18 protein-coding genes are annotated in these 13,658 nt (G+C 59.6%); 4 read left to right on the forward strand and 14 right to left on the reverse strand.

From position 1 onward, the window contains the following. Positions 1–177: 177 nt before the first annotated feature. The 6 genes from ABIE28_RS09385 to ABIE28_RS09410 form a co-directional block, all read right to left on the reverse strand. Positions 178–633 (reverse strand): MerR family transcriptional regulator, encoded by a 456-nt coding sequence (locus ABIE28_RS09385; protein ID WP_354062253.1) that lies wholly within the window; start codon positions 631–633, stop codon positions 178–180. Between the two features lie 25 nt (positions 634–658). Continuing rightward, positions 659–970, reverse strand: coding sequence for an integration host factor subunit alpha (locus ABIE28_RS09390; RefSeq protein WP_354062255.1), 312 nt, complete (start codon positions 968–970; stop codon positions 659–661). Between the two features lie 235 nt (positions 971–1,205). Continuing rightward, positions 1,206–2,183 carry a beta-ketoacyl-ACP synthase III gene (locus tag ABIE28_RS09395; RefSeq protein ID WP_354062257.1) on the reverse strand — a complete coding sequence of 326 codons (978 nt, stop codon included), beginning with the start codon at positions 2,181–2,183 and terminating at the stop codon, positions 1,206–1,208. After that, positions 2,180–3,250 carry a phosphate acyltransferase PlsX gene (gene plsX, locus ABIE28_RS09400; protein WP_354062259.1) on the reverse strand — a complete coding sequence of 357 codons (1,071 nt, stop codon included), beginning with the start codon at positions 3,248–3,250 and terminating at the stop codon, positions 2,180–2,182. The genes ABIE28_RS09395 and plsX overlap by 4 nt, the downstream gene beginning before the upstream one ends. An 82-nt stretch (positions 3,251–3,332) precedes the next feature. After that, the gene (locus tag ABIE28_RS09405; RefSeq protein ID WP_354062261.1) at positions 3,333–3,869 is read right to left on the reverse strand and encodes a YceD family protein; all 537 of its coding nucleotides are present in this window, start codon (positions 3,867–3,869) and stop codon (positions 3,333–3,335) included. Continuing rightward, the gene (locus tag ABIE28_RS09410) at positions 3,866–4,504 is read right to left on the reverse strand and encodes a ubiquinol-cytochrome C chaperone family protein (protein WP_354062263.1); all 639 of its coding nucleotides are present in this window, start codon (positions 4,502–4,504) and stop codon (positions 3,866–3,868) included. Before ABIE28_RS09410 ends, ABIE28_RS09405 begins: the two co-directional genes overlap by 4 nt. Positions 4,505–4,560: 56 nt before the next feature. Between ABIE28_RS09410 and ABIE28_RS09415 the strand changes: the two genes are divergently transcribed. Further along, a complete protein-coding gene (locus ABIE28_RS09415; RefSeq protein WP_354062265.1) occupies positions 4,561–5,010 on the forward strand; it encodes an outer membrane protein assembly factor BamE in 450 nt (149 codons plus the stop codon). Positions 5,011–5,073: 63 nt separating this feature from the next. After that, positions 5,074–5,460 carry a putative immunity protein gene (locus tag ABIE28_RS09420; RefSeq protein WP_354062267.1) on the forward strand — a complete coding sequence of 129 codons (387 nt, stop codon included), beginning with the start codon at positions 5,074–5,076 and terminating at the stop codon, positions 5,458–5,460. A gap of 12 nt (positions 5,461–5,472) precedes the next feature. Here ABIE28_RS09420 and nusB read toward each other — a convergent pair whose 3' ends face one another. The 4 genes from nusB to glyA all read right to left on the reverse strand — a co-directional run bounded on the left by nusB (position 5,473) and on the right by glyA (position 8,941). Then, positions 5,473–5,967, reverse strand: a complete 495-nt coding sequence (gene nusB / locus ABIE28_RS09425) for a transcription antitermination factor NusB (RefSeq protein ID WP_354062269.1) — start codon at positions 5,965–5,967, stop codon at positions 5,473–5,475. Positions 5,968–6,068: 101 nt separating this feature from the next. Beyond that, positions 6,069–7,154 carry a bifunctional diaminohydroxyphosphoribosylaminopyrimidine deaminase/5-amino-6-(5-phosphoribosylamino)uracil reductase RibD gene (ribD, locus tag ABIE28_RS09430; protein ID WP_354062271.1) on the reverse strand — a complete coding sequence of 362 codons (1,086 nt, stop codon included), beginning with the start codon at positions 7,152–7,154 and terminating at the stop codon, positions 6,069–6,071. Beyond that, positions 7,151–7,630 carry a transcriptional regulator NrdR gene (gene nrdR, locus ABIE28_RS09435; RefSeq protein ID WP_354062273.1) on the reverse strand — a complete coding sequence of 160 codons (480 nt, stop codon included), beginning with the start codon at positions 7,628–7,630 and terminating at the stop codon, positions 7,151–7,153. Before nrdR ends, ribD begins: the two co-directional genes overlap by 4 nt. A 9-nt stretch (positions 7,631–7,639) precedes the next feature. Continuing rightward, positions 7,640–8,941: a serine hydroxymethyltransferase gene (glyA, locus tag ABIE28_RS09440; protein ID WP_354062275.1), complete on the reverse strand. Its 1,302-nt coding sequence runs from the start codon at positions 8,939–8,941 to the stop codon at positions 7,640–7,642. 190 nt (positions 8,942–9,131) lie between these two features. On the opposite strand from glyA, the gene ABIE28_RS09445 reads away from it, so the two are divergent. Further along, positions 9,132–9,596 carry a BA14K family protein gene (locus ABIE28_RS09445; RefSeq protein ID WP_354062276.1) on the forward strand — a complete coding sequence of 155 codons (465 nt, stop codon included), beginning with the start codon at positions 9,132–9,134 and terminating at the stop codon, positions 9,594–9,596. On the opposite strand, the gene ABIE28_RS09450 is transcribed toward ABIE28_RS09445, so the two are convergent. The 4 genes from ABIE28_RS09450 to ABIE28_RS09465 form a co-directional block, all read right to left on the reverse strand. Further along, positions 9,597–9,800: a DUF6898 family protein gene (locus tag ABIE28_RS09450; protein ID WP_354062278.1), complete on the reverse strand. Its 204-nt coding sequence runs from the start codon at positions 9,798–9,800 to the stop codon at positions 9,597–9,599. A 100-nt stretch (positions 9,801–9,900) separates the two neighbouring features. Continuing rightward, the gene (locus ABIE28_RS09455; protein ID WP_354062280.1) at positions 9,901–11,055 is read right to left on the reverse strand and encodes a L,D-transpeptidase family protein; all 1,155 of its coding nucleotides are present in this window, start codon (positions 11,053–11,055) and stop codon (positions 9,901–9,903) included. A gap of 361 nt (positions 11,056–11,416) precedes the next feature. Continuing rightward, positions 11,417–11,926 carry a transcriptional regulator LdtR gene (gene ldtR / locus ABIE28_RS09460; protein WP_354062282.1) on the reverse strand — a complete coding sequence of 170 codons (510 nt, stop codon included), beginning with the start codon at positions 11,924–11,926 and terminating at the stop codon, positions 11,417–11,419. A gap of 194 nt (positions 11,927–12,120) precedes the next feature. Further along, positions 12,121–12,510: a DUF6163 family protein gene (locus ABIE28_RS09465; RefSeq protein WP_354062284.1), complete on the reverse strand. Its 390-nt coding sequence runs from the start codon at positions 12,508–12,510 to the stop codon at positions 12,121–12,123. 97 nt (positions 12,511–12,607) lie between these two features. Between ABIE28_RS09465 and hemB the strand changes: the two genes are divergently transcribed. After that, positions 12,608–13,621: a porphobilinogen synthase gene (hemB, locus tag ABIE28_RS09470; protein ID WP_354062285.1), complete on the forward strand. Its 1,014-nt coding sequence runs from the start codon at positions 12,608–12,610 to the stop codon at positions 13,619–13,621. Positions 13,622–13,658 lie beyond the last annotated feature (37 nt).

Raw genomic sequence — 13,658 nt, forward strand, 5'->3', positions numbered from 1 at the left:
CCATTTGCCGCAGGACATAACGGAACAAAACATTCACTTCTCATACCCTGCGAAACAAACATTCCATTTTTGAAAGCAGTCGTCAAGCGGAGGCTGGGGGTTCTGGTGTGAAAGCGGGCGCAAAACAAAGGGCGACCGCATGGCGGCCGCCCTGAAACGATTGCAGGTCAGATGAGGTCAGTTTTCGCGGGCACGTTCCAGAATGCGTTTGCATTCCAGCAGCTCGCGCATCACGTCGGACAGCTTGTTGCGGTCGTCTTTATCGAGGCCAGGGCTGGCCAGCATCACTGCTTCTTCGATCTCGGCCTCGTCGCTCGCGGCTTCGGCTTCCTCGATCATCGGCAGAATATCTTCGAGCGGCTTGCCCTCGCCCACGGCGATCACATAGCGACCGCCCTGATCCTTGAGAATCCGCTGCACGCCTTTGATGGTAAAACCCTGATCATAGAGCAGGTGGCGGATGCCGCGCAGCAGCATCACGTCTTCGGGCCGGTAATAGCGTCGGCCGCCGCCGCGCTTGAGCGGCTTGATCGTGTTGAATCGGGTCTCCCAGAAGCGCAGGACGTGCTGTGGCAGGTCCAGTTCATCGGCAGCTTCGGATATCGTCCGGAAGGCGTCTGGCGACTTATCCACGGAGGCTTAGACTCGCTTGGATTGCTTATTTCCCAGCTGGAACCATAGATTTGTTAATCTTGGACTTCAACACGTTGGAAGGTTTGAACACAAGAACCTGTCGCGGCAGGATCGGAACCTCTTCGCCGGTCTTGGGATTTCGGCCAATTCGCTCGTTCTTCGAGCGGACCTGAAACGAGCCGAAGGAGGACAGCTTGACGTTCGCGCCGGTGATCAGGGCGTCACCGATCAGCTCGAGCACCCGCTCAACCAGTTCGGCCGACTCGGTTCGAGACAGGCCGACGGTGCCATAGACCGCTTCAGCCAGATCGGCCCGCGTAATCGTCTTCTGCGTCATTCGTACCCCCGTGTTGCCGAAAGGTCCAAACCCCCACGTGGGACAAAAGTTGCCCCCGATAAGATTGCTGCAGGCACGACCCCGATTGGGTCGAGCCATGACGCGGGAATTCCTCAAATTTCCTGGCGCCGCCAACCGTCACGATCGCTCGTGCGGCCGAGTTAGGCACCAAGTCCTCAACCGGCAAGAACACTAACGCCTTGAAACGGTTAAGGTCAATCTGATGACGCGGCGTCTACCAGCGAATAAGTGAGGCGCCCCAAGTGAAGCCCCCGCCCATGGCCTCTAGCATCACCAGATCGCCCTCTTTGATGCGACCATCGGCCACCGCTGCGCTCAGCGCCAGTGGCACCGAGGCGGCGGAGGTGTTGGCGTGCAGATCGACCGTCATGACAACTTTTTCGGGCGGAATGCCAAGCTTGGCCCCTGCCCCTTCGATAATGCGCTTGTTGGCCTGGTGCGGCACGAACCAGTCGAGGTCGTCGACGGTGTAGCCAGCCTTGTCGAGCGCCGCATAGACCACGTCGGTGATCTTGCCAACGGCGTGGCGGAACACTTCGGGGCCCTGCATGTGAACATGGCCGGTCGTGCCGGTAGTGGACGGGCCGCCATCGACATAGAGCTTCTGCCAATGATGGCCGTCCGAGCGCAGCGCCGACGACAGCACGCCGCGTTCGGGCGCATCGTCTTCGAGTTCGATCTTTTCGACCACGACAGCGCCTGCGCCGTCGCCGAACAGCACACAAGTGGTCCGGTCGGTCCAATCGAGCAGGCGCGAGAATGTCTCGGCGCCGATGACCAGTGCCCGCGTGCCAAGGCCGTTCTTGATGTAGCTGTCAGCTGTTGCGATGGCGTAGACAAAGCCGGAGCAGACAGCCTGAATGTCGAAGGCCATGCCATGATGCATGCCGAGCTTCATCTGGACCAGGGTAGCAGCCGCCGGGAATGTGTAATCGGGCGTGGTGGTTGCGACGATGATCAGATCGATATCGTCAGGCGTCACGCCAGCAGCAGCCATGGCTTTCTTGGCAGCTTCAACGGCCAGATCAGAGGTGAACTGACCTTCTGCCGCGATGTGCCGTTCCTTGATGCCGACGCGCTGCTGGATCCACTCATCCGACGTATCGACCATGGTGGCCAATTCGGCGTTGGTCAGGACCCGTTCGGGAAGATAACCGCCGACACCGCGGATAATGGTACGCGTTTTGGTCACGCCGGTTTCGCCTCAGGTTCTGCTTCCGGCGCCACGGGGGCAGCCTTGATCGGAAAGCGCTTCATGGTATCGCCGATCTTGTCGATCAGGCGGCTGCGGGCCATTTCGTAGGACAGGCCCAGAGCACTCTTGTAGCCAATTTCGTCGGTGCCGCCATGGGATTTGATGACGATGCCATTGAGCCCCATGAAGACGCCGCCATTGACGGTGCGTGGGTCCATCTTGCGGCGCAAAGCGTTGATGGCCGACGAGGCAAACAGCGCCCCGATGCGGCTCATCAGGTTGGAATTGAAGGCGCTACGGAGATAGGCGGCAACCTGCCGGGCGGTGCCTTCGGCGGTCTTGAGGGCGATATTGCCGACAAAGCCTTCGGTGACGACAACGTCCACAGTGCCCTTCCCGATATCGTCGCCTTCGACGAACCCATGATAGGTAAAGCCGGCGCCGCTGGCCTCGCTGAGGATGCGGCCGGCCTCCTTGATGGATTCGAGACCCTTTACTTCCTCGGTACCCACATTGAGCAGGCCAACGGTGGGTGAATCGTCATCGAACAGGCAGCGCGCGAGCGCTGAGCCGAGAATGGCGTAGTCGACGAGCTGACGTGCATCGGCGCCAATCGTTGCGCCCATATCGAGCACCACGATGTCGCTGCGCATGGTCGGCCAGATCGCAGCGATGCCGGGGCGGGAAATGCCCTCCATCGGCCGCAGGCAGAAGGTTGCCATTGCCATCAGCGCGCCAGTATTGCCGCCAGAAACGGCAACGTCGGCTTCGCCGTCCTTGACCGCCTGAATGGCCATCCACATCGAAGACGTGCCCTTGCCCTTGCGCAGGGCCTGGCTCGGCTTTTCATCCATGGCGATGACGATCTCGCTATGGCGGACCGTGGACACAGGTTTGAGATCCGGAAACTCTTCGAGCAGCGGAGCAATCAGCTCCTGGCGGCCATGGAAGATGAAACGGGTATTCTTGCGCTCGCGCAGGGCAAGCCACGCGCCGTGGATCACCGCGCGGGGTGCGTTGTCGCCGCCCATCGCATCCACTGATATTGTTATAGTATCGGTCATTTCAGCCCGTTCTGCACCTCAACGAGGAGGCAACCAAACATATCCCATCATGGGGTCGGTGCAACCCCGCCATAGGGCCCTATCAGTCGTTATCGGTAGACTTCTTCAGCTTTCCGAGGGCCGAAAATGGTCCAGTGTCCGAGTTGCCCAAGTCCACTCCCAGGGATTCGAGGCTTTCGCCTTCCCTTCTGGGATATGGATCAATGGCGAGCGCCAAAGTCTCAATGAGCAAAGTGCTCAAATCCACTTCGGGACCGTCGATGTGATCTGGAAAATCATCGTCCTCAAGATCAACAAACACCTCAGCACCGGGTGCAGACTTATTGGCCTGAGATTCAGGCAAAAATACGCGATCTACCGCTTCATCGATATGCTGACCGACAGGTTCGAACGAAACCACAGATGGCTGCACGATATGGGACTTGAGCCGCCCAAGCGCACGGATGCCGCCGCGGAACGGCGCAACAGTCAGATTGGCCTCAAACGAATCGATAGCGATGAGCTTGAGTGATTCTGCCAATGCAGCGCGCGTCGGCTCATCGAGTGAGACCTTCAGATCGCGGCCGGTGGTGGGTAGACGGTCGATACGGACAATGGCGTCAAAGATCGGTTCGCTCACGCTACGGCCTCGAAGGTGATGTCGCCGGCGGTGATCGCGCCGGCAGACTGGGCCTCAAGAGCACGGCTTTGGGCAAAGAGATACTGGACGAGCTGTTCGATATGGGGCCCACTTTCGTCCTCGAACAGATTGCGCGCGATCACTGCCTGCGCTGCAGCAGAATCATTGCGGTCCATGGCTTCGTTGAGCGCAGCGAGCAGACCAAAGAAGATGTTGCCCATCTTCTGAATCTTCTTAGGTACACCGAGGTCGCCCACCCCCATCTCGCGCAGGGAGCGGTCCATGTCCTTGAAAAACAGGTCAAATACGGCCTGGCTAAAGTCTTTCTGGGTGCCGGATTCAGCGCGTAGGCGGCGGAACAGCAGCGCCAGGTGCAGGCAGATCATATCGAAACGCCCTGTCACCGTGTCTGGCACTTGCCATTGCGCGTAGAAGTGCGGCTGCCGGGATTGCGCCACAATGGAATTATAAACGGCATACACCGGTTCAGTGGCTGTGTTCTTGCGAAACAGGGACAGGATCATGGGTTCATGCTCAGTATCTTGATCGGTCAAACCGGGGGCAAACACGCCCGCCGCACCAATGTCAGCTTGCCAGATAGACCGGTTGGCAGCTACACATTCCGGCAACTGCAAGGGTTGCCGCCTTGTTGCCGTGCCTATAGTCGAGAGCCATCGGGAAAGTCAAATTCATGCCTCTGCGTACCGCTACCGGTTCCATCGCGCCGCTCGCAACTGCCGCCCTGCTTGCGATCACCCTGGCAGCCTGCACCAGCGCTACCTCGCTCGTGACCAAGCGTACTCAGGGTTATGAAATCTCCGAAAGCGCCATGGCTCAGATCCGGCCCGGTCAGAGCCAGGAACTGGTGACGATCGTTCTCGGGTCGCCACAGTCGACCAACACGTTCGGTGACCAATCAGCATTTTATTATGTCGAGACCAAGGTTCGGCAGACCTCGTTCGGCGTGACGTTGACTGACTCGCGCACCGTTCTCGTCATCTATTTTGACAAGAACAAGAAGGTGGTCGACAAGGCCGTCTATGGTCTTAAGGATGGCAAGACGATAGCAATCGAGAGCCGCCGTACGTCGTCGTTCGGCGAAGACCGCTCGTTCATCGACCAGATCCTGAACAGCTTCTAAGCTGCCCATTCTATTGCTCAAAGCCCCGGGAGACCGGGGCTTTTTTGTTTGAAAGTAATGACAATGCACCACAACAGCGACGATCACCGCGCCTTGGCTCTATGGGCGGCGACCTGCGCCGAACGCGTCTTGCCGTTGTTTGAGAGCGACGTTCCGGGCGATCAGCGTCCACGCCAAGCGATCGGCGCGGTGCGCCGTTGGGCAAAGGGGAACCTGTCGGTGGCCCATGCGCGCCAGTACGCACTGGATGCCCACGCTGCAGCCCGCGAGGCGCCCAATGGGGCAGCGCGTGAAGCTGCCAGAGCGGCAGGCCACGCCGCTGCGACCGCGCATGTTCCAAGCCATGCGCCACACGCAGCGAACTATGCGCTTAAGGCTGTTGAAGCGGCCGGCGGCAATGTGGATGCGGAAGAAGCTTGGCAGGACGACAACCTGCCCAAGCTCGGCTAGGCGCCCACTGCCCTATTTGGTCTCGGTCAGGTCCGAGCCAGCTTCGCGTGCAATCGAATCGAGCGTTGCGTTGACGAGGCCGCTGGCGTCGTCCTCGTAGAACGCCTTGGCGATATCGACATATTCGGTGATGACGACGCGCGGCGGAATGTCCTTGCGGCGCAGCAATTCGAACGCTGCAGCACGCAGGATGGCGCGCAGCGTTGCATCGACGCGCTCGACTGGCCAGCCTTCGGCCAGCGCGCGATCAACTGCAGGGTCAATGGCCAGCTGGTGCTTGGCGACGCCCGACACGATCTGGCGAAAGAAATCCGCGTCGGCTGGCAGATACTGCTCGCCTTCAATCTCGCGACCGAGGTGGAAGGTGCCGAACTGCGCCAGCGTATCCTCGAGTGTCGCCCGACCGACATCCATCTGGTAGAGCGCCTGCACAGCGGCAAGGCGTGCGGCGCCGCGCTGGTTGGCTGGGCGGTCTGCTTGCGGGTCGCGTTTGGGGGCGTCGGCCATGGCTGCTTTCAAACTTCAAAGTGGTGGCCGCAGGGCCGCGCTGACGTTGGGCTGGTAAACCCCATAGTCGTCCGCGCGCCGAACTTCAACAAGCGTTGCGGCTAATCTGATTGTAGGGGGCGTTCGTAGATGACCAGTGTGTCTTTGCCAAGCGCCTGTGTTTCGATCTCGCGCAAACCTGCGGTGGAAATCGCGCCCATCAACAGCTGTTGCGTGGCGCTGGCGTGGTCTGCCGCTTCGGCATGGTGCGAGACGTCGACAAGGACGAGCCGGTCGACCAGCTTTGCCTTGAGCAAGGCATCGACCAGCGTCTGACCGGCTTCAACAAGCAGGTTTTGCACGCCCTTATCGGACAACGCGCGCAACGCTTTGGCGAGGTCAGGACTGCCATCCGTTCCGGCAACACGAATGACGTCGATGGATACCGGAGCGTCGATAGAAACGCTGGTTTCGGCAATGATTGCAGTGCGATAGCCGGAGAACCCGCCAATCAGATTCACTTTGCGATCAAGACCTTTTGTATCGGCAACAACGACGCGCAGTGGAGTGCGGTCGGCCAGGCCGGGCAGTTGAATGGTCAGTTTCGGATCGCTGTCACGCGCAGTCTGTGCATCGACGAGAATGGCGTCAGAGCGGCTGCGTTCAACGTCGCGCCAACCTGTGGTTTTGGGGTCGAGCGCAGCGGCAGCGCCCTGCCCGGAGGCGGTCGGGAGCACCACTGTGACATAGGGCCTATGCGCTGTGTGGCGCATGAAGTGACCGGCATGCAGCGCTTCTGAACCCTCATGGTGGGCGAGGACGGCCTCGACGCCGGCTGACTCAAGCTGGCTGACGCCAACGCCGACCGAACGGGCATGGGGATCTGCCGCGCCGATCACGACGCGCATCACGCCGGCGCGGATGATCGCGTCAATGCAAGGCGGTGTGCGTCCCCAATGGTGGCAAGGTTCGAGCGTTACGTAGAGCGTGCTGCCGGCGGCATCGAAACCGGCCAGTTCGACGGCCTGAGCGGCGGCGTGGGGACGACCGCCCTTCCCCGTCACCGCGCGCGAAACCAGCGTCTGGTTGAACGGGTTGACGACCAGAGCGGCCACAGTCGGATTCTCTGCCGTTGTACCGCGATAGGGTTCAGCAAAGCGAACGGCAGCGTCGAGCCAGCGCCGATCTTCCGACGACAGATCGCTCACTCGTCGTCGTCTCGAACAGAGCCCTGCCCGGTGGCGAGTTCAGCGAGGAAATCGCGGAAGTCATCGGCGGCGGAAAAGTTCTTGTACACCGAGGCAAAGCGTACGAAGGCAACGTCATCAAGGCCCTTGAGGCCGTCCATGACATATTCGCCGATCTGGTCCGACGTCACTTCGACATCGCCCAGACTTTCGAGCTGGCGGACGATGCCGGAGATCATGCGCTCGATACGGTCGGTTTCGACCGAGCGCTTGCGCAGGGCCGTATAGACTGATCGAGCTAGCTTTTCGCGGTCGAATGGGACCTTACGGCCGCTCTTTTTGACCACGGTCAGTTCGCGCAGCTGCACACGTTCGAAGGTGGTGAAGCGGCCACCGCATCCGTTACAGACGCGGCGGCGGCGGATGGCGCCAGAGTCTTCGGTCGGGCGGCTGTCCTTGACCTGCGTGTCGTCATTTCCGCAATAGGGACAGCGCATAGTGAGCCCTTACTGACCGTAGATCGGGAAGCGATCGGTGAGCGTCTTCACCTTCTCGCGAACCTGCGCTTCGACAGCACCGTTATTGTCATCGCCATTGGTCGCAAGACCATCGAGCACTTCGATGATCAGCTCGCCGATAAGCTGGAACTCGGCCTCGCCGAAACCGCGCGAGGTACCAGCTGGCGTACCCAGACGAATACCCGAGGTGATCGCCGGCTTTTCAGGATCGAATGGCACGGCGTTTTTGTTGCAGGTGATGTGAGCGCGCTCAAGAGCCGCTTCCGTCGCCTTGCCGGTCAGGCCCTTGGGGCGAAGATCGACCAGCATCAGGTGGTTGTCAGTGCCCTTGCTGACGATGTCGACACCGCCACGCACCAGCGTTTCGGCCAGCACCTTGGCATTGGCAACGACCTGCTTGGCATATTCCTTGAACTCAGGCTGCAGCGCTTCCTTGAAGGCCACGGCCTTTGCCGCGATCACATGCATCAGTGGACCGCCCTGGATGCCAGGGAAGATCGCCGAGTTGATCTTCTTGGCGATGGCCTCGTCATTGGTGAGGATCAGACCGCCACGTGGACCGCGCAGTGTCTTGTGGGTCGTGGTGGTCGCGACATGGGCATGCGGGAATGGGCTTGGGTACTGGCCGCCAGCAACGAGACCTGCGACGTGAGCCATATCGACGAAGAGAATTGCCCCGACTTCATCGGCGATGGCGCGGAATTCGGCCCAATCGAGAACGCGCGAATAGGCCGAGAAACCAGCCACGATCATCTTTGGCTTATGCTCCTGAGCGAGCTGACGAACCTGGTCCATATCGATCAGACCGTCCTGCTTGCGCAGGCCATACTGAATGGCGTTGAACCACTTGCCAGACTGGTTTGGCTTGGCGCCGTGTGTCAGGTGACCACCGGCATCGAGCGACATGCCCAGAATGGTATCGCCGGGCTGGATCAGTGCCTGATAGACGCCCTGGTTGGCCTGCGAGCCCGAATTTGGCTGCACATTGGCATATTCTACGCCGAACAGTGCCTTTGCGCGGTCGATTGCCAGCGTTTCAGCAATGTCGACATACTGGCAGCCGCCATAGTAGCGGCGGCCCGGATAGCCTTCGGCATACTTGTTGGTGAGGACAGAACCCTGCGCTTCAAGCACCGCCTGGGAAACAATGTTTTCCGATGCGATCAGCTCGATTTCGCCCTGCTGCCGACCCAGCTCACTGGTAATGGCGGCGGCCAGCTCCGGATCGGTATCAGCGACCGAGTTGGAGAAGAAATGGGGAAACAGCGGAAGAGAGGATGCTGCGCTCATTGGCGTACTCCGGGCAGTCCCAACATCTGGTGTCGGAAGGGTGGTATGAACGCAGCCTCTAGCACAATCCGCGCCGGCGATCCAAGCTTGGACGCAGGTAAAATCGTCACAATGGCGCAACCCATTGCCTCATCAGGCATTGCTCAATCAGATGCGCGCTGTGAGCACGCAGAAAAATTGGAGGAATCCGATGAAAACCGCACTCTCCGGCATTACCGCAGCCGTTCTGACAGGCCTGTTGTCGCTGACCAGCGTCATGCCGGCCCAGGCGCAAAACCGCGTTCCCACTTATAGCGACCGTGATCGCGTGGTGCAGAACTACTGCGGCCAGTATTCCAACGACCGTGATTGTCAGGGCTACTACCGCGGTGGCTGGGGCGATAATGATTATAATCGCTTCTACCACAACCGCCGTTCTGGTCTCGATTCGATTGCCTCGGGCATTTTCGGCTTCACGTTCGGCGCGATTCTCGGCAGCGCACTGGCCAATAGTTCGGGCGACCGCGTCGTCGGACGAGCCGGTGATCGTGTGATCGGTCGTGCAAATAACTACAGCGGCCACGTTGCAGCCTGCTACGCGCGCTTCCGCTCTTACGACGAGCGCACTGATACGTACCTCGGCTACGACGGCCGCCGTCATTACTGCAATCTGTAATTAGAACAGTCGGCGCGGTGCCTGTTTTGGTTCCGCGCCCAGCTTTTTGCGCAATTTCGCCAGCCCCATTTGCTGCATTTGCGCTTTGGTGGCGGAGACTGGCGCTATGACGATGACCTCGGTGCCTGTGTGGGCATCAATGGCAGCCACCCGCATTTGCTGACCGACCTGCACAAACTCAAAATAGACTTCGCCGTCGGCCATGTTCGGAACCCTCCGCGCAAAGCTAGCAAGATTCGGCGACAGCCCAAACGAAAACGCCCTCCGGTGTGGAGGGCGTCGGATTATCGGATCGGCGTTTTGACTAGCTGAACGACACTTTGCCCTGCGCGTCAAAGTCATAGACGTCGTCGCGGAAGCTCACGGTGCCCTGACGGTTTGCCCAGGCGGTGATGTAGGTGGTGTGGATCGGCACGCGGGCCTTGCACTCAACGTCGAGACGCTGGAGCGAATCGAAGGTCGAGTTGACCTTGCCCTGATCCCAATCGCCATTGTCGCGCAGCAGCCAGTTGACCAATTCAGCGACGCCTTCGACGCGGACACAGCCCGACGAGTGGAAACGGGCGTTTTCGCCGAACAGCGCCTTGGACGGCGTATCGTGCAGATAGCAATCGTAGGGATTGTAGAAGTTGATCTTGCAGTGGCCCATCGAGTTGGCCGCACCTGGCTCCTGGCGATACATGTAGTTGATCGCGTTGCCCAGATTGTCCCAATTGATGGTCGAGGGCGAGATTTCCTGGCCCTTGCCGTCATAAATGTGGATGTTCTGCTCGGCCAGGTAGTTTGGATTTTCCTTCATATACTTGGTCAGATCGCGTTCAACCAAGGACTTTGGCACGTGCCAATAGGGGTTGAAGTTGATCTGGCTGACCTTGCTGGCCATGATCGGGGTGGCACGATCAACGCGACCGACAACCGCCGTGTGGCGCTGCTCAACCATGCCGTCATTGACCGCCTCGATGGTGGCGGCCGGAATGTTGACCACGACGTAGCGTGGATTGAGGTTCGCGGCCATGTTCTGAACGCGGGTAAAGTTCAGGTACAGCTGCTGCAAACGCTGCTGCGCCGGGACGTTCATTGCGTACCAGGTTGGCTCGTCGACCTTGCCGTTCAGCACCAGACCGTGGCGGGCTTGGAAATTGCGGACGCCAGCATCGGTCGCGGCATCGAAGACGTCATTGACGTTTTCCACCAATGGCATGTCGCCAGAGGAAATCAGGCGGCGCTTGAGTTGGATGGCTGCTTTGTGGCTCTTGCCTAGGCTAAGGCCATAAGCCTCCTGCGGGATTTCTTCCCAGCCCCCTGCCGCAACGAATGGCTCGTACTGCGAAATGGCAAGCTGGAGATTGTAGACCGTGTCAAACGACAGGATCGGCTCATTGGTGGCGATGAGCGCCTGTGCGGCCGACGTGTTGCCGCCCTGATCGGCTTCACGGAGCACGCGATTGTTGGAAAACATGTCCCAGACGGACCCGCCTTCCTGAGCACGCAGAGCACCCGGAAGGGCGACACTGGCCCCGGCGATTGCAGAATAACGAAGCAGAGAACGTCTATTCAGCCGCATTGAAAGTCACCCGAAAATTCTGGCCGGAAAACCAAGGGCCATTTTTACCATTGCATCCCACGGCTCACAACGCGGTCAAACGCATGTGAACCTCGCTCAAATTCAAACTTCATGAACCATGAATACGCGGGAAATGGTTTCAAACCACGTAACGACGCAGTCTAGTGGATTTGCGGCACAAATGTGAACGCCGGCCCTTGCGGACCGGCGTTTGCATTCAGCTGTGGCACAGTGGCAACAGAAATATATCGGCTGACTAGAGCTTGTAGAGGATCTGATCGACCCAGAAGCGCTCGAGGCGGGCCAGGGCCTTGTTGAGGCCGTCGAATTCGTCGTCGCCCAGGCCGCCGACCTTATCGATGGACTTGAGGTGACGATCATAGAGTTCGTCGATCACTTCAGCGACTTCCTCGCCCTTCGGGGTCAGCTTGATGCGAACCGAGCGGCGGTCGGAACGCGAACGCTCCTGGAAGATGTAGCCGGTTTCGACCAGCTTCTTGAGATTGTAGGAGACGTTGCTGCCGAGATAGTAGCCACGCGAGCGGAGCTCACCGGCGGTCAGCTCGGCATCGCCAATGTTGAACATCAGCAGAGCCTGCACTGGGTTGATGTCATCCCAGCCCATGCGGTCAAACTCGTCCTTGATCAGGTCGAGCAAGCGCCGGTGCAGGCGCTCAACGCGGGAAACAGCTTCGAGATAAAGCGGCTTCAGGCTCTGGGGACGTTCCGGGGACATAACCTCGGCTGCGTTAGATTTGATTGCCATTTGTGCCTCACTGTTTTGCAGTCTGTGCGATTTTTCGCATCTCATGAGGCTAAACTACGGCGACCGGACTAAGATCAGCCTAAGCCACACGCTTAAAACTATCTTACTGGAATGCAATGAGAATTTGGCTTTACGCTTCGTTACACCGGTGCATAAATTTGTAACCTTACGAGGGTGTAAAGGCCGCAAACCTGCTAGTCGGCGGCGCGGGCGCGGCTGCTGCGGATCGACAGCACGAAGATTATCAGGATGGACGCGAGCAGCACGAGACGCACGGCAAAGCCCAGTGCGGACATGCGGACATCGGTGTTGCCAAGCAGGTAAAGCACCAGCTCGATGCTGGTCGAGCCGACCAGCAGAACAGCGCCCCAGCTGGCCTTGATCCACAGACCGACCGCTGCGAACAGACGGGTCAGCGAGAAGATGGCCAGATAGACAAAGCCCGTCATGCCCATGGACGCAATGGGACTGACAGAGCCAAGGTTGACGCCCAGCAGCCGCGCCGCATCGTTTAAACCGAGCAGCAGGCTGATGATGGCGACGATGCGGATGTAGATGCCGATTGGCTGGGCGTTGAAATCCATGGGCGTTTTCTAACCCTCCAAAACTGATGCGACAAGCCGGAGCTTGGATGACGCACAGGCCACTGATAAATGAAGCGCCAAGACAAGGAGCATTTCGATGACCGACGCGTGGCAAAAGCACGATATGGATTTTCTGGGCGGCCGCAGGCTGCGCCGGACGCGCCGCACGGCGTGGAGCCGGGCCATGGTGCGCGAGAGCGTGCTGACGCCGGCCGATCTGATCTGGCCGCTGTTTGTCATCGAAGGCCACAACGAACGGACCCAGATTCGCACCATGCCGGGCGTTGAACGGTTGACGATCGATCTGTGCGTTGAAGCCGCCAAGGCGGCGCGCGATGCCGGCATCCCTGCCCTGGCCATCTTTCCCAATACGCCAGACCATCTGCGCAGTGAGAACGGCGCAGAGGCCTATAACCCGGACAATCTGATGTGCCGGGCGCTGTCGGCCATCAAGAGTGCCGTGCCCGAGATCGGGCTGATCGCCGACGTGGCGCTGGACGAGTATTCCAGCGACGGCCAGGACGGACTGGTGCGCGACGGCGAAATTCTCAACGACGAGACCATTTCGGTGATGATCCGTTCGGCACTGGTGCAGACCAAGGCCGGAGCAGACATTATTGCACCATCGGACATGATGGATGGTCGAGTGGCCGCGATCCGCGAAGCGCTCGACTCCGAAGGCCATGACGACACGCAGATCATGGCCTATGCGGCCAAGTATGCGTCGTTCTATTATGGACCGTTCCGCGAGGCGGTAGGTACCGGGAGCCGTTTGCGCGGCGACAAGCGGACCTATCAGATGGACTATGCCAATTCGGACGAAGCGCTGCGTGAGATCGCGCAGGACATCGACGAGGGTGCCGATAGCGTGATGGTCAAGCCTGGCCTGCCGTATCTGGACATCGTTCGGCGCGCCAAGGACAACTTCAACATCCCGATCTACGCCTATCAGGTGAGCGGCGAGTACGCGATGATCGAGATGGCGGCAGCGGCCGGCGCCATCGACCGCAAGGGAGCGATCCTTGAAAGCCTCTATGCGTTCAAGCGAGCGGGCGCCAATGGCGTGCTGACCTATTTTGCGCTCGAAGTCGCCCGGGACCTCGGACGCTAGTCGTTCGAGTTTTTTGGGCTGACCTCTTGCGTGGGGC

Origin of the sequence: Devosia sp. 2618, assembly GCF_040546815.1 — a bacterium.
In the GTDB taxonomy this organism is placed as follows: Bacteria; Pseudomonadota; Alphaproteobacteria; order Rhizobiales; family Devosiaceae; genus Devosia.